Source organism: Collinsella sp. AF05-9 (genome assembly GCF_003465595.1).
Taxonomy (GTDB): domain Bacteria; phylum Actinomycetota; class Coriobacteriia; order Coriobacteriales; family Coriobacteriaceae; genus Collinsella.
In genome coordinates, this window is sequence record NZ_QSBB01000005.1 from 53,277 (window position 1) to 75,198 (window position 21,922).

Consider the following 21,922-nt stretch of genomic DNA (forward strand, 5'->3'; position numbering starts at 1 on the left):
CATGGGCACCGAGGAGAGGAAGTACCCCACTTCCGAGCTTGAAGTGCTTGAGCGTGGATCTAGGGAGGTCGTGGAGCCCAACGGGCTGAAGCTCCTGCTGAAGCCCGTGCCGGGAGACGAGCGCGAGCGCGTGCTCGATCCGCGCGTCTACGCGCGCGCCCATGCGAAGCTCGCCGCCGGCCCGGCGCCGGCGGGGCCGGTGGACGTGATCGCGTGGCGCTCCGCTCCCAACAAGGAGACCCATGTCGTGAGGGGCTCGAACGTCGCCAAGAAGACCGTCGTCATGAACTTTGGCGACAGGGGCATTCCCCTGCACGTCTTCACGCCCGAGGGCCACGGGTGCGGCTCCGCCGCGCTCGTGTTCATCCACGGCGGCGGCTTCATGGTGGGCAACATTGGCCAGTACGAGAACTGCCTGCGCGACATCGCGGAGCGAACGGGCTGCGTCGCGATCTACCCGGAGTACCGCTTGTCTCCCGAGACGATGTTCCCCGGTGGTGTCGAGGACTGCGTGAAGACGCTCGACTGGCTTGTCGAGCATGCGGATGAGCTGGGTGTCGACGCGACGCGGGTCGCCGTGGCTGGCGACTCCGCGGGCGGAAGCCTGACCAACGCCGTCGTCCTCGACGGGTCCCATGCGGACAGGATCAAGCTCGTGGCCGAGCTGTATCCGCTCGTCGACGGCGGCCCCGTTCCGGAGGAATGGTCCTATGACCTCTATGAGATTGTGAACGACCAGAGGATCGAGGCTTTGAGCAGGGTGGATCGCATTCGCAATGCCAATGATGACCTGCCGCTGATGTACACCAACGGCAATGCGGAGGAGATGCTCGACCCGAGGGTGTCTGCCCTGTTCGCGGAGGACGTGAGCGCGTTCCCCCGCACGGTCATCATCTCTTCCGAGTATGACTACCTGCGCTATCAGGATGAGCTGTTCGCGAAGAGGCTGCAGGATGCGGGCGTTGATGTCACCGCGATTCGCTATCGCGGCTGCGACCACGGCTTCTTCGAGATGTACGGCGTGATGCCTCAGGCTGAGGACGTCTGCCGCGTCATCTCCGAGGAGCTTGCGAAGATCTAGAGGTTCGTCGCGGTGGCCTCCTGGACGAGTGACGGTCCGGCGGGATGCTAGGTGCGTCCCGCCGGACCTTTGCGTTGGCGGGCGCGTGTGGGGTTTGCCTCGGCGGTGCCGGATTGACTGGGAGACGCGTTTACCGCCGAGCTTCCAAGCGAGCCCAGCAAGCAAACCGCGAGCTGAGCCCCAAGGGCATCGACAAGGGCGTGGGCGTGGCGCGAGCGCTGGCGTATCTGGGCCGCGAGGGAAATGCGCGCACTTTTGGCTTCGGCGATTCGGGCAACGACCTGGGCATGCTCGCCGCCGTCGAGACGGCTGTTGCCATGGGCAACGCCATGCCCGAGGTCAAGGCGGTCGCCAACTACGTGACCGACGACGTCGCACACGACGGTACCGTCACCGCCATGCGCCACTTTGGGTTGATCTAGCGGGAACCGTCCAATTACCGTTCACCCGCGGCGGGCGGCTCAAATCGGCTCGCCCTGCAAAATCGTTTTGCCGCTGGAGGGTGTGCTCAAAAACGCTAAAGCGTTTATGCCGTTCGCCGAGAAGATAAAAAACCGCAGCTCACGCCTTGATAAACGTAGGTAAAGTGTTTAGCAGTTTAACGCCCATGTGCAAGCGAAAGGAATCAGGCAGATGGCAATCAAGGTGTTCGCTGACGGTGCAAACCTCGAGGGCATGCTCGACATGTACGAGAACGGCAACGTTCAGGGCTTCACAACCAACCCGTCCCTTATGAAGAAGGGCGGCGTGACGGATTACCGCGCATTTGCCAAGGAGGTCCTGGCCCACATCACCGATGTGTCCGTTTCGTTTGAGGTTTATGCCGACGACGTAGAGACCATGGAGGTCGAGGCACGCGAGATCGCTACCTGGGCCGAGAACGTCTACGTCAAGATTCCGTGCGTGACCACTAAGGGCGAGTCCACCGCCGAGCTGGTGCGCAAGCTTTCCGCCGACGGCATTAAGGTCAACGTCACCACCATCTTCACGCCCGCGCAGGTCGACGAGATGGTCGAGGCCGTTGACGCCGAGACGCCGTCCATCATCTCGCTCTTTGCCGGCCGTATCGCCGACACCGGCGTCGATCCCATTCCGTTTATGACGGAGTCGGTCAAGAAGGCCGCCGCCAAGCCAAACTGCGAGGTCCTGTGGGCGTCCACGCGCGAGCTCATCAACATTTACCAGGCCGAGGCCTGCGGTTGCCAGATCATCACGGTGCCCAACAGTATCCTGGCCAAGCGCAAGAACATCGGACGTGACCCGTACGAGGTCTCGCTCGATACCGTGCGCGGATTTGCCAAGGATATCGCCGCTCTGGGCTTCCATATCCTGCCGTAAGCAAGGGTACCCCCTGCGGCGACGTGCAAAATCGCGAATATTCAGCACGGTAAAGGCTTTTACCAGCTGGTTGAAGCACGGAACGGCCCCCGTTTTGGCTCTAATTGACGCTAAAACGGGGGCCGTTTTTGCTTTTATGGCTCTCTGAGGCACCGCGGGGCTATCGAGAGATGCTGAATATTCGCGATTTTGCACGTCGCCAAGAGGGGGAAGTCGGGCCCTACTCTGACCACTCGGACGTACTCTTACCCGAACCCGCTGCTTCATGGGACGGCATGTCATGCGTCTGAGCTGCGGTTTTCATGCAGCGGGTAGTCGGATTGCTGCTGAGTTGCTCGAACCTACTCGAACCTACTCTGTTCGAGCGGGGCCCAAATGGTAAGGGGCTATTAGGGGGCTGAAGAGCTATAGGGAGCTCGAAGAGATGACATCGGCTCCCGAGCGCATGACTTCCCCCAGCATCCTGATTCCTCGGTCAAGCTCGATCTGCTTTTCGAAATAGTCGGCGTGCTCAAGGAAGCGCTCGCGCAGGGTGCGCAGGCCTGCCGCCTTTTCCGACCTCGCGTCCGCATCGCTGACAATTCTATCGAAGCAGAGCACGAGTGCGGTGAAGTCGTGGATGACGGGGAAGCGCTTCGTAAGGGCGACGAGCTCCTGGTCGATTCCGAGCTCCTCCCGCGCGGCCGTCGCGATGGAGCCGACGGGCTTCTGTAGACGCTGCCCGATCGTGTTCAGAACGTTGCCGTTATGAGCGGCCGCGTTGCGCAGGGCCTTCACGGGGAACAGGAGCTGCTTGACGGATTCGGCCTCCTGGCTGCGTTCCCTCCTGAGGTCGTAGAAGTAGAACTTGTAAAGCGCGATGATTCCCCCGAAGGAGACGAGTTCCAGGTAGTTCCAGACGTACATGTCCTCGCGTCTGCCGTACTTATTCGCGAGGTCCCGGGTGTAGTTCGAGTCTCCGAGGTACGAGACGCTGCGCTCGAGGTGCTCCGGGTCTATCCCCAAAGTCTGATCCTCGGCGATGTGGAGCATCTCGAGGAAGAGCATCACCCGATCGCTGCCGCCCACCCCATCTAGCCGGTCGGCGATGGCCTTCATCCTCTCGACGGTGGCTTCTGACCCGCTTGGATCGAACCGCTCCTCCAGCATCCTCTCCTTACGCAGCCTTTCGTGGGCGAAAAGGAGGTCGAGGACCTCCTTCCCGTCGGCGCCGTCGTCCATCATCGTCCGGTTTAGATGGACCTTCATGTAGTGCTCGATGTCAAGCGTCATCGAGAGGATGTGCTCGCGGAGGTGGTGGTCGAGTCTGGTGAGCTCGGTGAGGTAGGCGAAGTCTAGGTTGACGTAGCGTCCGTAGCCCTCCGACGCGGGGCTACGATACGTTGAGAAGCACTTCGCAAACGCCTTGACCTTGAAGAAGAAGTTCTTGTCGCGGAGGAACGCGACTGCATCCTTGGGGCTCATTATGTCGAAGCGGACGCCCCGCTCTGCGAGGTGGGCGACCTGTTGTTCTGCCGGGATGAGCGGGCGCTCCTTCATGATCGTTCCTCCAAAACGAAAAATGCGGCTGTAGGTACAGGTACCCGCAGCCGCTAAAAGCCCGAAGGCTTTTCACACTGCGGACAGTATACCCCACTTTGCCGAAGGGGCAAAGAGCGCGGGGAACGCCCGCCCTCTTTGCGACACTTGCCGCGAAGAGGGGATATCCGCTTTGGCGGTTTACTTTCCTTGCACCATGGTGAGGGAGATCTTCTTGCGGTCGCGATCGACCTTCTCGACCCACACCTTGACCGTGTCGCCGACGCGCACCACGTCGCTCGGGTGCTTGACGAAGCGGTTGGCCAGCTTGGAGATATGTACGAGGCCGTCCTGGTGCACGCCTACGTCGACGAAGGCGCCAAAATCGACAACGTTGCGCACCGTGCCCTTGAGCTCCATGCCGGGTTCCAGGTCGTCGATGGAAAGCGCCGAGCGGCTAAAGACCACCTCGGGCGCATCGTCGCGCGGATCGCGGCCGGGTTTCTTGAGCTCGTTGACGATGTCGATGAGCGTGAGGGTGCCGCAGTCCAGGTCGCTTGCCAGCGCCGAGATGCTGCCCAGGCGGCGCTCGATATCGGGCACGCCGCCTCGGCTGAGCTCACTGGCCGCCACGCCGGCGCGTTCCAAGACGGACGTGGCCACCTCGTAGCTCTCGGGGTGGACGCTTGTCGCGTCGAGCGGGTTCTTGCCGCCGCTGATGCGCAGGAAGCCCGCGGCGTTGAGGTATGCCTTGGGTCCCAGCTTGGGGACCTTCTTGAGCTGGCGGCGATCGGTAAAGGCGCCGTTTTCCTCGCGGTATGCCACGATGTTCTTGGCCACGCTCGGCGTAATGCCCGACACGTAGCCCAGCAGGCTTGCGCTCGCGGTGTTGACGTCGACGCCCACACGGTTGACGACGTCTTCCACCACGTGGCCCAAGGTGCGCGAAAGCTCGGCCTGGTCAAGGTCGTGCTGGTACTGGCCAACGCCGATGGACTGGGGCGGAATCTTGACGAGCTCTGCCAGCGGGTCCTGCAGGCGGCGGCCCAGGCTCATGGCGCCGCGCACGGTGACATTCAGATCGGGATACTCCTGGCTCGCGAGCTCGGAGGCGGAGTACACCGACGCGCCCGCCTCGTTGACGATGGTGTAGCGAAGGCTGGGCGCCTGCTCGGCAATAAACTCCGAGACGACTTCCTCGGTCTCGCGGCTGGCGGTGCCGTTGCCGATGACGATGGTGTTGACGCCGTTCTTCTTGACGAGGCGGGCGAGCTCACGCTTGGTGCCGGCGACGTCGTGGCGCGGCTTGGTGGGGTAGACCACGCCGTGGTCGAGTAACTTGCCGGTCTCGTCCATGATTCTTGGCAAAGACGTTGATGGCCTCGGTCTGCGCGCGAACGGTGAGTTTGGCGCGGGCTTCGCGCTCCAGCGAGGGAGCCATGAGGCGCTTGTAGCCGTCGGCGATAGCGGCGTCAAAGACGGGCGCGAACACGCCCTGGCGACGGGGCCAGCGGCTGCCGAGGCGCGCCGTGGCGGCAGCGCCGTCGACGTTCACGCGCACGCGGAGCTTGCCCTCGCGCTCACCGCGGTCGATAGCCAGCACGCGGTGGTTGGGGATGCGGCGCAGCGGTTCGTCATAGCTGTAGTACGGCTCGTAGGGGGTCTTCTCGGCGGGGTCGGTGGCCTCAACGACGATGTCGGCGGTGTTTTGCGTAAAGGCGCGCAGATCGGCGACGTTCTCGGGGTCCTCGGCCACCGTCTCGGCCACGATATCAGCTGCGCCGGCGAGCGCCTTCTCGGGCGTGTCGAAGCCGGCCTCCTCGTTGATGTATGCCGCGGCGGCGTCGAGTGCGCTGCCCTTGGCCGAGGCCTGCATGATGATCATGTTGGCGAGCGGCTCCAGGCCGGCCTCGCGGGCCTTTTGCGCGCGGGTCATGCGCTTCTTTCGGTAGGGCTTGTAGAGGTCCTCGACACGCTGGAGCTGCGTGGCCTCGCGGATCTGCTGCTCGAGCTCGGGCGTGAGCTTGCCCTGGGCGTCGATGAGCAGCATGACGTCTTCTTTGCGCTGCTCAAGATTGCGCAGGTAGGACAGGCGCTCGTCGAGTGCGCGTAGGGCGACGTCGTCCATGCCACCGGTGGCTTCCTTGCGGTAGCGCGAGATAAAGGGGATGGTGTTGCCCTCGTCGATGAGCTTGACGGCCGCCTCGATGTTGGCGGCCTTAAGGTTGAGCTCGCGGGCGAGCTGGGCGATAAGATCCATGAAACTCCTTGCGTTTGAGGTGCGTTTGCGGCACAGGGCTACCAAGGATACCACCCGTCCCAAAAGACTGTTTTGGGGCCGCGCCATGAAAACGGCCTATCTACTACGTTTGAACCGTATGGGTCGACCATCCCCGGTTTTCCGAGAACGCGCAACCTGTCTACCTGCGGTTTTTATTTCTCGAAATTTGGCATGGTTGAGGGCAATCGGTTAAACGTAGTAGATAGGCCCATTTCGTGGCGAACGAATCAATCCGAGGTACAAAATGGCTCCTGCTCCAGAAAAATCGTCGGCAAGGTAGCAAAATGCCCCGCGGGCAGGAGGATGCTCGTGGGGCAAAGAAGAGGGGCTTATTTGTGACGGACCGAGGGACTCGGCATGGGGTTTCTGCCGCGGCCGCTCTTAAGGCATTACAGCTCGACGAGCTGGCCGGTCTCGGCGGCCTCCTTGATGGCGTTGAGAAGCGTGAGCGTCTTGACGTTGTCGGCCGGCGTCACGACGGGCTCGACCTCGCGGCGGACAACCTTTACAAAGTGCTTGAGCTGCATCTTGTGCGGCAGCGCTGGGTCGACGGCCGGAATCTCCATCTGCAGCGGCTTGTGCCAGTTGGAGGCGCCGTCGTAGGAGAACTGGTGCAGGCGGGGCAGCGAAAGGGCGCCCAAGGTTCCGCCGATAAAGTAGGCGTCGGCGTCGAAGGGACGGTACTGCGGATCCTCGCGAGCGGTCGCCTCCCAGTTCCAGGGGCTGGCGGTGGCGTCGGAGATGGTCATGCTCGCGAGCGCGCCGTCGGCAAAGCGAACGTTGACCACGGCGGAGTCCTCGGTCTCAAAACCGCGGGCGGCGCTGGACTGCATGCCCTGGACGGCAATGGGCTCGCCCAGCAGGTAGCGGAGCAGGTCGACGTCGTGCACCAGGTTGACCAGGATCGGGCCGGCACCCTTCTTGCGGCGCCACTCGACATCAAAGTACTCGTCATTCTTATAGATTATGTAGTGGAAGCTCGACACGGTGAGCTTGCCCAGCTCACCGGACTCGATGATCTCCTTGGCCTTGTTGACGAAGGGGTTGTGGCGACGGTGCTGGCCCACGAGCACGGGCACGCCGGCGGTCTCGGCCTCGGCGGCGAAGGCCTGGGCATCCTCGAGGTCGTTGGAGATTGGTTTTTCGACCAGCGGCACGATGTTGCGCTTCACGGCCTCGCGGGCAACGCCCAGATGCAGGTCGTTGGGGGTGGCGATGATGACGGCCTCGGGCTTGACCTCGTCCATCATCTGGGCGGGATCGGTGTAAAACGGCACGCCGGCGGCCTCGGCCGTGGCACGGGCGCCCTCAAAGGCGTCGGCGATGGCGACGAGCTCGGCTTCGGGCTCCTCGGTGACAAAGCGGATGTGGTTGCGGCCCATGGCACCGGCGCCGATAACGGCAATGCGGACGGGGTTGAGCTCAGACATTTCGACTCCTTAATACTGGTGACCGGTGGAATGCGGCAAGAGAACGGCCCTTGCCGCGTCAAGCAAAACTAAGCGGACTTCTTCTTCTTGCTGTCGGAGACCATCATGTAGACGGTGAGTACGACGGCGATGACGGCAATCACGATGGCGCCGTAGAAGGACTGCTGGTAGGCGGCGCTGCCGGCCTCGGCGTGATACAGCACGGCGGTGATGGGCTGGCTGATCCAGGTAGAAGCGGCGTAGCCCAAAAACATGATGCCGTAGTTGACGCCGATGTTGCTGGTGCCAAAGGCGCCACCGGTGAGCGGCGGGTAGATGACGAGCAGGGCGCCAAAGCTAAAGCCGAGCAGGGCGAGCGCCACAAAGAACATGCTCTGCGTAAAGCTCATCGACATGATGACGAGTGCGACGATGGTGACGACAAGGCTGATGAGCAGCGACTTGTAGGCGCCGAGCTTGTCGATGATCTGACCAAAGGACAGACGGCCGACCAGGTTGGCGCAGGTGTTGACGGAGACGACCACGCCGCCGAGGGCGACAGCCGCGGCGCTCGTGGGGTCGGCGAAGAGCTGGACGGCGGCGATGGAGGCAACCTTGCCCACGAGCAGGGTACCCGCGGTGGCGGCAAAGGCGAAGGTGACGATGAGGACCCAGAAGCGCGGGGTCTTGACCATCTCGCCCGGGGTGAGGTCGCCGAAGGTACCGGCGTGCGCGCCGCCCTTGGGGGCCTCGAAGCCCTCGGGCAGCCAACCGGCCTCGGGGGCCTTCAGGAACAGGGCGGAGGCGGCGATCGTCACAAAGAAGATGACGCCGAGTGCCTTGAGGGCGCCAAAGATGCCCAGACTCGGGATGAGCAGCGAGGCGAGCACCGGGGACAGCACAGCGGGGCCGGCGGTCGAAGCGGCCAGGGTGATGCCGGAGGCGAGGCCCTTTTTGTCGATGAACCACTTTTGGCCGGTGGTGAGCGCGGGGTTGTAGCCCAGGCCGTTGCCGATGGCGGCGACGAGCGAGAACCACAGGTAGAACTGCCACGGCTCGGTGACGGTGCCGGACATGAACCAGCCCACGCCGTAGCACACGGCGGCAGCGATCACGACGTTGCGCGGGCCGATCTTATCGGAGATGCGGCCGGCGAAGATGCCCGTCACGGCCATGATGGTCTGGAAGACCGGGAAAGCCCAGGTAAGTGCGCTGGACCACTCGGGGTAGACGGCGAGCAGGTTCTTGGACACGACGGAGTACAGCGCGATGGAGCTGATGAAGAACATGGTGACGCACGCGGCGGAAAGCACGACGGCGCGACCCTTGTTGGAGTTGGTGGAAGCCATGGGACTCTTTCTAATCGATACGGGGGAGGAGCGGGCGTGTCCGCGGTGCCTCCCTGTCAGGTTGGTTTACTGGTCAGTCGGCTTTGCGACGCCGGACTCGTCGGACCAAAGCTCGACGCCCTTGTTCTTAAGATAGTTGTCGGCATAGGCGCGACGGCCGCCGGGCTTGGCGGTGAGGTCGCCCATCATGTTGGAGAAGCCGCCGTCGACCTTGATGGCGTCGCCGGTGGTAAAGTCTGAGCGCGTGGACGCCAGGAACATGACGGCGTTGGCGATATCGCTGACCTCGCCGATGCGACGCGCGGCGATGAGGCGGCTGCGGCTCTTCTCGACCTCGGGATCGGCGTAAAAGCTTGCCGACATGGGTGTCTTGACAAAGCAGGGCTCGACGCAGTTGGAGCGCACGCCGTAGGGACCCCACTCGGCAGCCAGCATCTTGGACATCATGTTGACGCCCGCCTTGGTGGAGCTGTACACGCCCGAGAACGTTTCGGGGGAGTGACTGGCGACGGTGGAGATGTGAACCAGGCGGCCCTGGCCGGCCTTGATCATCTCGCGACCAAAGCGCTGCGAGGTGATGAAGTAGCCGGTGAGGTTGACGTTGATGACCTCGTTCCAGTCGGAGAGCGGCAGGTCCTCCATGGCTGCGAAGCGCAGGATGCCGGCGGTGTTGACGAGAACGTCGACGCGGCCGAAGTTGGCGATGGAGGCGTCGACGGCGGCCTGAACCTCGGCCTCGTCGGTGGCGTTCATCTTGTAGCCCTCGGCGTGGATGCCAAACTCGGCAGCGAGGTCGGCGGCAGCGGCCTTGACCTTCTCCTCGTCCAGGTCGAGCAGGACGACGTTGGCGCCATTGCGGGCGAACTCGCGGCAAATCTCGACGCCCATGCCGCCGAGCGCTCCAGTCACAGCGCAGACATCGCCCTCGAGCTTAAGCCAATTGCTCATAGGAACTTCCCTTCTTATGCCTCCCGGTGGGTCGCTCCCATTAACCGACCCACGTGGTTTTCGCTGGTTATCGTATGCTTTGCATTTGCGCAGGTGAATTGCATATTTGTTAGAATGGCATTAACTATAGGTTTATACTATGCATTGAGGTTTGTTCTCAATTGAGCGCGTGACCTGCGAAAACGACCCCCTGCGGTGCTGTGCGCCCGCGCGTGCGAAACGGGAGATTGACGTGTACGATCGACGACTTGACGCTATTTCGGCCGCCGCGGAGCTGGGAAGTTTCTCGCGCGCGGCGGCAAAGCTGCGCGTGTCGACGCCGGCACTCGTCAAGCAGGTTTCGGGCTTCGAGGCCGAGTTCGGCATCACGCTGTTCGAGCGGTCGCACTCGGGCGTCAAGGTGACGCCGGCGGGCGCGCTGTTGGTGGACGACGCGCGCTCGATCATGCGCCAATCCGAGGATGCGTTGCGCCGCGCCCGGCGAGCGGCGGGCGATGGCGGTGCGGTGCGCCTGGGCGTATCGATGATGTGCCCGGGGCGCCACACGCTCGCGCTGTGGCCGCAGGTGCACGACATGGAGCCGCGCTTGCGTTTTGAGATTGTGCCGGTGGGGGACCTTTACGATGAGCGCGAGACCGTCATGCGCAGTCTGGGGCGCGAGGTGGATGTGGTGCAGTCGAGTTTTTCGACCCCGCGCTGGGGCGACGCCTGCCAAAAGCTCCGCATCGTTACCGTGCCGTTTTATATCGACGTGCCGCGCACGAGCCCGCTTGCGCGCAAGACGCGCATCACAGTTGCCGACCTGGAGGGCATGCGCCTGCGCGTGCTCCGTCACGGCAACGACGCCATGGACAGCCTGCGCATCGACCTTTTGGCCGACGGCGGCGTGGACGTGATCGACGTGGATAGCTTTGACTTTGCGCTTTTTAACGAGGCGGAGGAAAAGGGCGACGCGGTGCTCACCTGCGGAGCTTGGTCAGGCGTACACCCGGCCTTTGTAGGCGTGCCGTTCCTGTGCGGCCGCGAGGTGCCAGTCTATTTGCACTACCCGCTCGAGCCTACCCTCCAAGTCCAAAAATTCGTCAACGCCATGGCCCAACTCCTCAAGTAGCTTACACAAAACGAGGCCCTGGCCAAACGGCCAGGGCCTCACTAACTTTTATTCCGTTTTAAATGACGGGCTAATCGCGTACAGGAGGGTGCCCCGGGGACGGGCGGGGTATTTCCTCCGCGCGCAGTTTCGCAGCGCAGCGAGAATGTTTGAGCACGGAGGAAATACCCCGCCCGTCCCCGGGGCACCCTCCGTCAGTAATCGGTCCTACTCCAGCTCAAACGCTCCGGTGTAGAGCTGGTAGTAATACCCGCGCTTGGCGATCAGTTCGTCGTGGTTGCCGCGCTCGATGATGCGGCCGTGGTCCAGACAGATGATCGCGTCAGAGTTGCGCACGGTGGACAGGCGGTGTGCGATGACAAACGTCGTGCGGCCTTCCATGAGTTTATCCATGCCCGCCTGCACGATGGCCTCGGTGCGGGTGTCGATGGAGCTCGTTGCCTCGTCCAGAATCATTGCCGGCGGATCCGCGACGGCAGCGCGGGCTATCGAGATCAGCTGGCGCTGGCCCTGCGACAGCTGGGCGCCGTTGCCGGTGAGCATGGTGTCATAGCCGTCGGGCAGGCGGGTGATAAAGTCGTCCGCGCCCGCGAGCTTGGCCGCCGCGATGCACTCCTCGTCGGTCGCATCCAGGTTGCCGTAGCGGATGTTATCCATCACGGTGCCGGTGAACAGGTTCACGTCCTGCAGCACGACGCCCAGGCTTCGGCGCAGGTCGGCCTTGCGGATCTTGTTGACGTTGATGCCGTCGTAGCGGATCTTGCCGTCGGCGATGTCGTAGAAGCGGTTGATGAGGTTGGTGATGGTCGTCTTGCCGGCACCGGTGGCGCCGACAAACGCGACCTTCTGGCCCGGCTTGGCAAACACGGACACGCCGTGCAGCACCTCGTGGTCGGGCGTGTAGCCAAAGTCGACGTTGTCCATGACCAGGTCGCCGCGCAGCGGTACGTACTCGATCTCGCCGGTTGCGCGGTGCGGATGTTTCCACGCCCACATGCCGGTGTGGTGGTCCGCCTCCTCGAACTCCCAAGTCTCGGGGTTCACCTGCGCGTTGACGAGTGTCACGTAGCCTTCGTCGGCCTCGGGCTTCTCGTCGATGAGCTCAAAGATGCGGTCGGCGCCGGCGAGGCCCATGACCACGGCGTTGATCTGCTGTGAGATCTGGCCGATCTGTCCGCAGAACTGCTTGGTCATGTTGAGGAACGGCACCACGACGGCGATCGACAGCGCCATGCCCGAGATGCTCAGGTTGGGCACGCCCAGCGCCAGGAAAATGCCGCCCGCCAGTGCGACCAGCACGTAGAGCAGGTTGCCCAGGTTCATAAGGATGGGCATGAGGATGTTGGCGTACATGTTGGCCTTCTGGGAGACCTCGAAGAGCTTTTCGTTGCGCTCGTCAAAATCGGCCTCGGCGGCAGACTCGTGGCAGAACGCCTTGACGACCTTCTGGCCGTTCATGACCTCCTCGATATGGCCCTCGACCACGCCGAGCTCGGTCTGCTGCGCAATGAAGAAGCGCGCGGAGTTGGAGCCGAGCAGCTTGGTCATAAAGGTCATAAAGGCGACGCCGGCGATGATGACCAGGCACATCCACACGCTGTAGTACAGCATGATAAAGAACACCGTGACGATGATGATGATCGTCATGAGCAGGTTGGGCAGCGACTGACTGATCATCTGACGCAGCGTGTCGATGTCGTTGGTGTAGTGGCTCATGATATCGCCGCGCTGGTGCGTGTCGAAGTAGCGGATCGGCAGGTCCTGCATGCGGTTGAACATCATCTCGCGCAGCTTCTCCAGCGAGCCCTGCGTGACGATAGCCATGGCGCGGTTCCAGAAGAGCGAGGACAGGACACCGACGCCGTAGATGCAGGCGAGGGTGGTCACGAGCTGCAGAATCTTGGGCTGTGCGGCTTCCCAATCGCCCGACTGCCACGATTCGCTAATAATCTGCAGGGCGCTCTGCAGGAAGGTCGCGCCGATGGAGTTGATGATGGCGCAGAGCACCACGCCGGCGACGACAAGGGGCAAAAGCACGGGATAGAAGCCAAAGAGCGTCTTGATGAGGCGCGACATGGTGCCGCCCTTACGGTTGAGCGCGCGCTCGGCGGTCGTTGCCTTACTCATGTGCCTCGCCTCCTTCCTGGGTCTGAGCTTGCGTTGCGGATGCCTCGGTGTCGGCCTCGACGGCCCCTTCGCCCTCGGCAGACATCTTGTTTTGCGAGGTAAAGGTCTCGCGGTAGATCTCGCTCGTCTTGAGCAGCTCTTCGTGGTTGCCGATCTGTGCGATGCGGCCACCCTCCATGACAATGATGCGGTCTGCGTCCTGCACGGAGCTGATGCGCTGGGCGATGATGAGCTTGGTCGTGTTGGGCAGATAGCTTGCCAGCCCCGCGCGGATCTTGGCGTCGGTCTTGGTGTCGACGGCGCTGGTGGAGTCGTCCAGGATCAAGATCTTGGGGCGACGCAACAGGGCGCGTGCAATGCACAGGCGCTGCTTCTGACCGCCCGAAACATTAGAGCCGCCCTGTTCGATCCAGGTGTCGTAGCCCTTGGGGAAACCGTCGACAAACTCGTCGGCGCAGGCCAGATGCGCTGCCTCGCGGACTTCCTCGTCGGTGGCGTTCGGGTCGCCCCAACGCAGGTTCTCGGCGATGGTGCCGCTAAACAGCACGTTTTTCTGCAGCACCATGGCGACCTGGTGACGCAGCGCGTCCAGGTCGTAGTCGCGCACGTCCACGCCGCCCACGCGCACAGCGCCTTCGGTGGTGTCGTACAGGCGGGCGATGAGGTTAACGAGCGTGGACTTGGCCGAGCCGGTGCCGCCGATGATGCCGATGGTCTCGCCGCTCGTAATGTGCAGGTCGATATCGTCGAGCGCCTGGCGCTTCGCATGCTTGGAATACTTAAAGCTCACGTGGTCAAAGTCGATGGAACCGTCGGCAACCTCGAGCACGGGCTCGGCGGGATCGGCGATCGTGGGCTCGGCGGCCAGCACCTCGGCAATGCGGTGTGCCGATTCGTCGGCCATGGTCACCATGACAAAGATCATCGACAGCTGCATCAGGCTCATGAGAATCTGGAAACCATAGGTAAAGGTCGAGGAGAGCTGGCCCACGTCGAACAGCGTGCCCTGGCTCGTGATGATGAGCTTGGAGCCCAGGTAGATGATGACGACAAACGCGCAGTTGACGCAGATGTTCATCATGGGGTTGTTAAAGGCGAGCAGCTTCTCGGCGCGGGTGAAGTCCATCTGGACGTCGCGTGCGGCGGTCGCGAACTTCTCCTTCTCAAAGTCTTCGCGCACATAGCTCTTGACCACGCGCATGCCGGTGACGTTTTCCTCGACGGACTCGTTAAGGGCGTCGTACTTGTGGAACACGCGCGAGAAGATGGGACGCACCTTAAAGATGATAAAGAACAGTCCAAAGCCCAGCAGCGGAATGATGACCAGGTAGACCATGGCGACGCTGCCGCCCATGATAAACGCCATGGTAAAGGCGAAGATCAAGACAAGCGGCGCGCGCACGGCGATACGGATGATCATCATAAAGGCCTGCTGCACGTTGTTGATATCGGTGGTCAGGCGCGTGACGAGCGAGGAGCTCGAGAACTCATCGATGTTGGCAAAGCTGAACGTCTGGATCTTGTAGAACAGGTCGTGACGCAGGTTCTTGGCGAAGCCGCAACTCGCATGGCTGCAGGTGACGCCGGCAGCGGCGCCAAAAGCAAGCGACGTAAGCGCGATGAGCACCAAAAAACCCGCGGTGGGAAGCATCTCGGCTACGGTGGCGCCGTCTTTGATGGCGTCGATCAGGTTGGCGGTGATAAATGGAATCAGCATCTCGCAGAGCACCTCGCCAAGCACGAGCAGCGGCGTGGCAACAGTGACTTTCATATAGTCGCGGATGCTTCCCATGAGGGTTTTAATCATCCAGTTCCTCCCAGGTTACGCGGATTTTATCGAGCATTTCGGCGAGGTCCTCGCGCTCGTCGTGGGTGAGCGCGCTAAAGGCCCGTTCTCTAAAGCGGATGCGGGCCGCCTGGTCGATGCGGGCGTTTTCCCGGCCGGTTTCGGTCAGGCGAATGGTGAGTTGCCGTCGATCCTTGGGGTTACGGCTGCGCTCGATGAGGCCGTTGAGCTCGAGCTTGGACAGGATCTCGGAAAGCGATCCCGGCTTGAGGTCAAAGTGCATGCCGAGCTCCTGCTGCGACATCTCGCCGCCGGGTTGCTTGGCCAGCAGGCAGATGATGGGCGCCTTGCCGGATACGCCTCCGCCATGAAAGTGCATGTAATGGCCGCAGAAGCCAAGCCCGTTAAGGATGCGCTTGGCAAGTGCATCCGATTGCGATTGCGCCTCGGGCGAATCTGCAGGCTCGATGGGGTCGCCGCCCGGCGTATGGGGGCAGAGGTCGATGCATTCGTCGCACATGGTGTTGCTCCTTTCTTTAGTTAGGTAGAGAAATTGTTTTGTACCTAAGTGATTCTAGAGGTACCTAACTGATTGTCAAGGTACCGAATCGATTTTGTGGCAGTGCTGGGGTGCCGGTGCCAGGGGAATCTTGGACAGTCTTCGCAGCGTAGATTCAGCGGGCCACGGCGTATCCCGGAGTTTTCGATAGGTTCATTAAGGGGGCGAGACTGGCAGCTGCCGGTCTCGCCCCTTGGCTTTCCGAGACTTAGAGCGGCTCGTCGCCGGTTCGGAGGATGGCGAGATATGGCTCATATGAAAACGTGCGGTATCGTTTCCTGCTCGTATCACGTTGGACAAGAATGCTCCAATCGGTAAATTGGGATATAAGGTTGTTTGCGCTCGATCTGCTAATCTGCATTCGTTCAGACACAAAGGCGGTGTCGACGATCGGATTGCCCTCGAGAAGGTCGAGTAGCATAAGGGCGTTCGTCGTAGCCCTTCCCGCCTTTTCGCGAATCAGCCTTTCGGTTTCCGAATGGAGGTCGACAAGCTTCCGCATCGAATCCCGCGCCTCGCGTGCGCTTGCAAGCAAGCAGGTACTGAAAAACGAAACCCATCCCTCAAAATCGCCTCTCTGCCTTACGCGCATAAGCCAATCGTAGTATTCGCTCCTGTGTCGTTTGAGTTCATACGAGGGGTAGATGACCGGCTTGGTGAGCGCCCCATCATGTATGAGCGAAAGGAGGATGAGCAGACGCCCGAGGCGTCCGTTGCCGTCGAGGAACGGGTGCGCGGTTTCAAACTGGTAGTGCACCAAAGCGGCCTTGATGACTGGATCGATGTCGTCACGCTCGTTGATGAAAAGCTCGAGGTCGCCAAGTGCCTCCTTCATATCCTCCGTGTTGGGAGGGACATACGGGGCCTCATTGAGCGTGCAGCCGTTTGGTCCGACCCAGTTCTGAGTCGTCCTGAACTGGCCCGGCGTCTTGTCGGAGCCTCTGCCATTTCCAAGCAATGTGGCATGGACGGATTTGAGCAGCCTCATACAGAGTGGCAGTTCCTCCATGAGCGTGGTCGCCTGCTGCACCGCTCGAGTGTAGTTGACGACGTCGGTTAGGTCCCGGCTCGCATTGGATTCGTTTGACGGGTCAAGAACATCATCGAACGTACATTGCGTACCCTCGATTTGAGAGGACAAGAGCGCTTCCTTGCGAACGTACATAGAAAGGTACATGTCGATGTTCGGAACAAAGCGAGACATGCCCTCAACCTCGCCGAGTATGGCGCGGCAATCGGAGACAAGCCGCATGGAATCAGCGGATAAATTGATTGGAAAGAATGAATCCATATTGGCGGGTCTAAACGAATCATAGGCGAGGGCTCCTGAAAGGTTGTGCCTGACGTTTCCCTGTCGTCCGGGTGTGATGGGTGCGAGCATCGTTAGTGTCCTAAGAACAAATTTGAGCCAAAACTTGTTCTTAGAATTTTATAGCGCCTTCTAAGGCCAAGTTTCTGCAATAAGAAGCGTCAGAAAAACTCTAAGAACAAAATTACGCCCAAACTTGGTCTTACATCCGAAGGCAAGACTTAGATTGCACTGCGCTACACTTAGTCGCATTATGGCGACATCGCGCCGCGCCCGACCCAAGGGGGACACTCATGAAGAACACTCAGCTGCTGCTGATCAACGATATGTGCGGCTACGGCAAGGTCGCGCTCTCGGCCATGCTGCCGGTACTGTCGCACATGGGCTATCGCATCCACAACCTGCCGACGGCGCTCGTTTCCGATACGCTCAACTATCCCAAGTTCTACATTCACGACACCACGGAGTACGTGCGCCAGAGCCTCGCTATCTGGGAGGAGCTCGGCTTTGAATTTGATGCTATCTCGACCGGCTTTATCGTGACCGAGGAGGAGACGCGCATCATCTCGGACTTTTGCCACCGCCGCGCTCAAAAGGGCACCAGGGTGTTCGTCGATCCCATCATGGGCGATAACGGCAAGCTCTATGCCGGCGTGCCCGAGTCGACCATCGGACTCATGCGCAGCTTGGTCGAGTGCGCCGACTACGCGGTGCCCAACTATACCGAGGCGTGCCTGCTCACCGATACGCCTATCGCCGAAGAGATTACGGCCGATGAGGCCCGCACGCTCGTGGACGCCATGCTCGCGTTGGGCACCAAGTCGGTTGTCATTACGAGTGCGAAGGTCGATGGGGCGAGTGCCGTCATCGGCTACGACCATGTGGCGGGGGAATACTTTGAGATTCCGTTTGAGCTGATCCCGGTGTACTTCCCGGGTACGGGCGATACGTTCTCGGCCGTGCTCATGGGCCGCGTGATGAACGGTTGGAGCCTCCAGCGTGCCACGGCCGATGCCATGCGTGTGGTGGCCGAGCTTATCGAGCGCAATGCCGACCAAGAGGACAAGTCGGCTGGCCTTCCCATCGAGGCCTGCCTGGATGTGATTGACCATGAGTAACGCTGACGAGGGCGGCGCCAAGCCTGCAGGCGAGAGCAAGCCGCTCGGCGCGCCGCGTGGCAAGCGTCCGCGTATCCGCATTAGCTGCGTGGACCAGTTGGGAACGTGCCGCTGCCATCATGGTCACAAGCCAGGCGATGTCTTTGACTTTGACCGAGACCGCGGCAAGATGTGCGCTATGGCCTGCCATGTGGGCTTTCCTTACATTGACATCTTGCGTTACGGCGGAACCGTGCCCGGCAACGAGCCCGGCACGGCAAAGTTCTGCTGCCCCGAGGTCGATACATTGAACGTCTGGCTCGCCGAGATCGTCGACGAGTAGTCGAGCGAGGATTTTCTCCCGCCGAGATAATGAGCGTGGATTTTTCCCGTTTTGGACGCAATTTCGCGCTCAAAGTGGGAGAAAATCCACGCTCGATTTGTATATGGGAATCCCGATCTCGTTTATGCCCGTGCTTAGGCGTTATCGTCGTTGTCCTGCGTGCGAGTAAGGTCAAATTTCTGCATTTCATCCGATTTGTGGCTCTAAAAACTCTGCATTTCATCGATTACAGCTGCTCGAGCATAGCGGTGCAACCGGCGAGCACGTCGCGGTAGGTGGCATCGAAGTTGCCGGTGTACCAGGGATCGGCCACGTCGCCGGGGCGCTCGGTCCAATCGAGCAAGCGCGTAATCTTGCCGTCGGGGTCGTCGTCAAAGATGCGACGCAGACCGCGCGCGTTCTCAGCATCCATATAGACAATGCGATCCCAGTTGCCATACTCCGCGCGCCGCACCTGACGTGCGCGATGTGCGACGACGGGAATCCTGACTTCGCGCAGCTTGGCGACCGTGCCATGATGCGGCGGGTTGCCGATCTCTTCGGTTGAGGTTGCTGCAGAATCGATGACAAACTCGCCCGCGCGTCCAGCGCGGCGCGCTAGCTCGGTAAACACGGACTCAGCCATCGTCGAGCGACAGATATTTCCACAGCAGATAAAAAGAATGCGTTGCATGAGCGGTTTCCTTTCTGGGCGGTCGCGCGGGGCTTACAGGCTGCCCTTGAGACAGTTTGCTCCGATAAAACCCGCTGCGTACAAGGGGAGGTGGCGCAGCTCGCGCCCGTCATCAGTTTCGCTGCGGGCAAAATTGTTCTCGGACAAAATGTAGGCATATGGCGACCGGGCTTTGTCCATAAACGACCCGAGGGTTCTTGCGCGCACGTTGCGTGCGGACTTTACCTCGACGGGCACAATTTCCATACGGTCGGTCTGAAGTAGAAAATCGAGCTCACCGCTCGTCTTCCAAGACGACGGCGGCACCCAATAGTACGTCCGCAAACCATTGCTCGAAAATGCCTGCATGACCGAGTTTTCGGCCAGGGCACCTCGAAAGTCGGAAGACAGTGCTATGGCGGAATCCTCTTTGAGGTCGAGCCAGAGCCGCGGGTTGATACCGAGTTTGTAGAACATGAGGCCCGTATCGAGAAGATAGACCTTAAAGAAACTTCCGTCTTCGTCGTCGAAGGGAACGAGGGGAGGTTCGATGCCTTCGGTCAGGTTGTTGACCGATATGATGGCGGCGCCTTCGAGCCAGTCGAGCGGCTCGATAAGCTTGGCGCGACGGCCTCCGCGTTCGACCTCGGAGTACTTGAATTTCTTTGTGGACGATCTCAGCAACTGGGACGGAATGGAGCGCCATACCTTGCGCGCCGCCACGCCACTGATCCCGTTTTCGGGGTCGGTCATGTCGGCGGTGTAGGTCTCGTCGATTTCGCGCTGCTCGACGCGCGCGTCTTCGATGGATAACGTCTTGCGATATGCGTTGACGGCGGCGGGCATGCCGCCTACGACCTGGTATCGATGAAACAGGCTGAGCGCGGCTTGGTGCGCGGCGTAAGCATCGAGCGTGCCGGCGTGGGTACGAACAGCATCGGCCATCTGCTCCTCATCGAGCGCCCAGAGAAACTCCTCGAACGACATGGGATGCATGGTCTCTTGACGAACGCCGCTGGGAAAAGGCAACTTGCGCTTGCGCGTGGCGACACCGAGTTGGCTGCCGGTCGCGCATATGCGCCAGCCCGAACCCGAGAAAAAGCGAAGCGAGTTGAGCGCCCGTTCGCAGAGCTGCACCTCGTCAAACAGGATGAAGGCGGTTTCCTTGCGAATGGGGGTGCGTTTATAGTCTGAAATTCGCGCCACGATGGTGTCAACGTCGTCGGTGGGACAGTCGAACAGCGGAGCAATCAGTTCAAGATCGGTCTGAAAGTCGAGTTTGACAAACGCATCGCCGGCGATTCGCCTGCCGATTTCCTCGGCAGCGTACGTTTTGCCTACGCGTCGCGCACCACGGATGAGGAGGGGGCGTGAGGCGTCCTTTGTCGCCCATGATTCGATAACGGATTCGATTGATCTGCGCATGGGGCCACCTTTCCGATTTCGTGTACTTCAGATACATAGTTTAGTACGATTTCGTGTACTTAAAATACACGAAATCGTAGAAAAGCGTGTATCTGAAATACACGAAATTGCACTGCCGGAGCTTGCAGGCGGATAAACACTACTAGTATGGGACGGTTTTCACTGGTTGCTCGCCACCTTGGGCTGTGTTCGTCCCTATGCCTGCATCCGGGGCTGTGCTGATTGACGACGGCGCTCCCAGCGGGCGAGCTTGATCGTCACTAGCGCAAGCGCCCAGGCTACGAGCGAGAACGCAGCGCCCACGGCACCCACGTACGCAATGCCAATTCCGTTTACCACGGCGCCGCCCACTGCGGTGCCAAACGAGATACCGACGTTAAACGCCATGGGCTCAACCGAACTCGCGAGCACCATCGACTTGGGATGGCGGCTGCGCGCCACGTCCATAAAGTGTGTGATGCACGACACCGAGAACAGGTACATGAGCATCGCCAAGCTAAAGACAAAGACCAGCGCGAGCGGCATGGTGCCGCCCACAGCAAACAACCCGAGTAACGCCACAGCCTGCAGCACAAACGTCACGAGCAGCGCCTTCATGCCAAAGCGCGCATCAATCCATCCGCCCAGGATGTTCGAGATCAGGCAGAACGCGCCGTAGGCCATGAGCGTGGTGCTGGCTTCGACCGTGCCCATGCCCAGCACCTGCTCCAGATAGGGCGTCACATAGCCGTAAAACACATAGACCGATCCCACGCCAAACAAGAAGATGAGCATGCCGGTGATGATACTCGGTTCGCGCAGCAGACCCGCCTGTTCGCGGAAGGTGGCGGGTTCGTCGGTCTGTCCGGCGCGCGGCATAAACACCACGAGCGCGGCGCAGATCAGAACGGCAAAGGCCAGCGTGCCGTACATGGCAACGTGCCAGTCGAGCGTGTCGGCCACAAACTTGCCGATCGAAGTGACAAAGACCATTGCTACGGAAAACGCACCATATACCACCGAGATGGCAAGCGAAGTTTGCTGCGGGGACAGCAGCTCGGGGATGTACGTCACGCCCACGGCGAGCAGTGCGCCCGAGACGGATCCCAGGACAATGCGCGAGATAAACAGTACCTGGAAGTTGGGCGCCAACGCCATGACCAGATTGCCGAGCACAAAGATAATGCTGTAGCACACGAGCAGCTGGTAACGACGGAAGCGCCCCGTGCTGAGCGCAAGCACCGGCGTCGCGATAGCGTAGACCAATGCAAAAACGCTGATGAGCTGGCCCGCAGTGGCAAGCGATATGCCGAGTTCCGTCGCCAAGTCACTTTCGATGCCGATGACCACGAACTCCGAGCAGCCGAGCGAGAAGCCCAGCAGCACGAGCAGCGCCAGGCAGAGCTTGGTGCGCGCGGGGGAGAGCGCGGCGGCGGTTGACTTACTTTTAGGCGTGGTTGCGGCGGTCAAGGTTGTCACTCCAATGTCGCATGAATAAGCGGGATTCAATCCCTGCAACTCTAACAGAATGTGTCAGGTGCCTGCCCCCCTTTGTCGCAGGCTGCGCTTGCCTGTATAGTCGCAATACAGGCGAAGATGGTCTCAGGTAC

Annotated in this window: 17 protein-coding genes and 1 pseudogene; 6 read left to right on the forward strand and 12 right to left on the reverse strand. The window is 61.0% G+C overall.

From position 1 onward, the window contains the following. Position 1: 1 nt before the first annotated feature. The 3 genes from DWV43_RS02830 (at position 2) to DWV43_RS02840 (ending at position 2,419) form a co-directional block, all read left to right on the forward strand. On the forward strand, positions 2-1,081 hold the full coding sequence (locus DWV43_RS02830; RefSeq protein ID WP_117786800.1) for an alpha/beta hydrolase: 1,080 nt from the start codon (positions 2-4) through the stop codon (positions 1,079-1,081). Between the two features lie 113 nt (positions 1,082-1,194). Beyond that, positions 1,195-1,503, forward strand: coding sequence for an HAD family hydrolase (locus tag DWV43_RS02835; RefSeq protein WP_304650754.1), 309 nt, complete (start codon positions 1,195-1,197; stop codon positions 1,501-1,503). A gap of 211 nt (positions 1,504-1,714) precedes the next feature. Next, on the forward strand, positions 1,715-2,419 hold the full coding sequence (locus DWV43_RS02840) for a transaldolase (RefSeq protein WP_199569339.1): 705 nt from the start codon (positions 1,715-1,717) through the stop codon (positions 2,417-2,419). Between the two features lie 405 nt (positions 2,420-2,824). Here DWV43_RS02840 and DWV43_RS02845 read toward each other — a convergent pair whose 3' ends face one another. The 5 genes and pseudogenes from DWV43_RS02845 to DWV43_RS02865 all read right to left on the reverse strand — a co-directional run bounded on the left by DWV43_RS02845 (position 2,825) and on the right by DWV43_RS02865 (position 9,924). Then, positions 2,825-3,958, reverse strand: a complete 1,134-nt coding sequence (locus DWV43_RS02845) for an Abi family protein (RefSeq protein WP_117786803.1) — start codon at positions 3,956-3,958, stop codon at positions 2,825-2,827. A 180-nt stretch (positions 3,959-4,138) separates the two neighbouring features. Then, positions 4,139-6,197 (reverse strand): annotated as a pseudogene (locus DWV43_RS10535) (Tex family protein). Positions 6,198-6,607: 410 nt separating this feature from the next. Continuing rightward, positions 6,608-7,648, reverse strand: a complete 1,041-nt coding sequence (locus DWV43_RS02855; protein WP_117817032.1) for a Gfo/Idh/MocA family protein — start codon at positions 7,646-7,648, stop codon at positions 6,608-6,610. 68 nt (positions 7,649-7,716) lie between these two features. Next, complete coding sequence (locus DWV43_RS02860; protein WP_117817033.1) at positions 7,717-8,976, reverse strand: MFS transporter; 1,260 nt, start codon at positions 8,974-8,976, stop codon at positions 7,717-7,719. Between the two features lie 66 nt (positions 8,977-9,042). Continuing rightward, complete coding sequence (locus DWV43_RS02865; RefSeq protein ID WP_117817034.1) at positions 9,043-9,924, reverse strand: SDR family NAD(P)-dependent oxidoreductase; 882 nt, start codon at positions 9,922-9,924, stop codon at positions 9,043-9,045. Between the two features lie 232 nt (positions 9,925-10,156). Here DWV43_RS02865 and DWV43_RS02870 point away from each other — a divergent pair, with 232 nt between their 5' ends. Continuing rightward, entirely contained in the window at positions 10,157-11,035 is an 879-nt protein-coding gene (locus DWV43_RS02870; RefSeq protein WP_117817035.1) for a LysR family transcriptional regulator, read from the forward strand. 207 nt (positions 11,036-11,242) lie between these two features. Here DWV43_RS02870 and DWV43_RS02875 read toward each other — a convergent pair whose 3' ends face one another. From DWV43_RS02875 to DWV43_RS02890, 4 genes are all read right to left on the reverse strand, one after another. Continuing rightward, positions 11,243-13,162 carry an ABC transporter ATP-binding protein gene (locus tag DWV43_RS02875; protein WP_117716362.1) on the reverse strand — a complete coding sequence of 640 codons (1,920 nt, stop codon included), beginning with the start codon at positions 13,160-13,162 and terminating at the stop codon, positions 11,243-11,245. Continuing rightward, positions 13,155-14,969: an ABC transporter ATP-binding protein gene (locus tag DWV43_RS02880; RefSeq protein WP_117817036.1), complete on the reverse strand. Its 1,815-nt coding sequence runs from the start codon at positions 14,967-14,969 to the stop codon at positions 13,155-13,157. Before DWV43_RS02880 ends, DWV43_RS02875 begins: the two co-directional genes overlap by 8 nt. Beyond that, complete coding sequence (locus tag DWV43_RS02885) at positions 14,962-15,468, reverse strand: MarR family winged helix-turn-helix transcriptional regulator (RefSeq protein ID WP_117582977.1); 507 nt, start codon at positions 15,466-15,468, stop codon at positions 14,962-14,964. Before DWV43_RS02885 ends, DWV43_RS02880 begins: the two co-directional genes overlap by 8 nt. Before the next feature lie 247 nt (positions 15,469-15,715). Further along, complete coding sequence (locus DWV43_RS02890) at positions 15,716-16,888, reverse strand: Fic family protein (protein WP_117786768.1); 1,173 nt, start codon at positions 16,886-16,888, stop codon at positions 15,716-15,718. 221 nt (positions 16,889-17,109) lie between these two features. On the opposite strand from DWV43_RS02890, the gene DWV43_RS02895 reads away from it, so the two are divergent. Then, positions 17,110-17,934 carry a PfkB family carbohydrate kinase gene (locus DWV43_RS02895; protein WP_117779396.1) on the forward strand — a complete coding sequence of 275 codons (825 nt, stop codon included), beginning with the start codon at positions 17,110-17,112 and terminating at the stop codon, positions 17,932-17,934. Then, positions 17,927-18,256: a TIGR04076 family protein gene (locus DWV43_RS02900; RefSeq protein WP_199408661.1), complete on the forward strand. Its 330-nt coding sequence runs from the start codon at positions 17,927-17,929 to the stop codon at positions 18,254-18,256. Before DWV43_RS02895 ends, DWV43_RS02900 begins: the two co-directional genes overlap by 8 nt. A gap of 226 nt (positions 18,257-18,482) precedes the next feature. Here DWV43_RS02900 and DWV43_RS02905 read toward each other — a convergent pair whose 3' ends face one another. From DWV43_RS02905 to DWV43_RS02915, 3 genes are all read right to left on the reverse strand, one after another. Continuing rightward, positions 18,483-18,929, reverse strand: coding sequence for a low molecular weight protein-tyrosine-phosphatase (locus DWV43_RS02905; protein ID WP_117635561.1), 447 nt, complete (start codon positions 18,927-18,929; stop codon positions 18,483-18,485). A 33-nt stretch (positions 18,930-18,962) separates the two neighbouring features. Next, positions 18,963-20,333 (reverse strand): ATP-binding protein, encoded by a 1,371-nt coding sequence (locus DWV43_RS02910; RefSeq protein ID WP_117635560.1) that lies wholly within the window; start codon positions 20,331-20,333, stop codon positions 18,963-18,965. Between the two features lie 195 nt (positions 20,334-20,528). Beyond that, positions 20,529-21,791, reverse strand: a complete 1,263-nt coding sequence (locus tag DWV43_RS02915) for an MFS transporter (RefSeq protein ID WP_233539190.1) — start codon at positions 21,789-21,791, stop codon at positions 20,529-20,531. Positions 21,792-21,922: the final 131 nt, after the last annotated feature.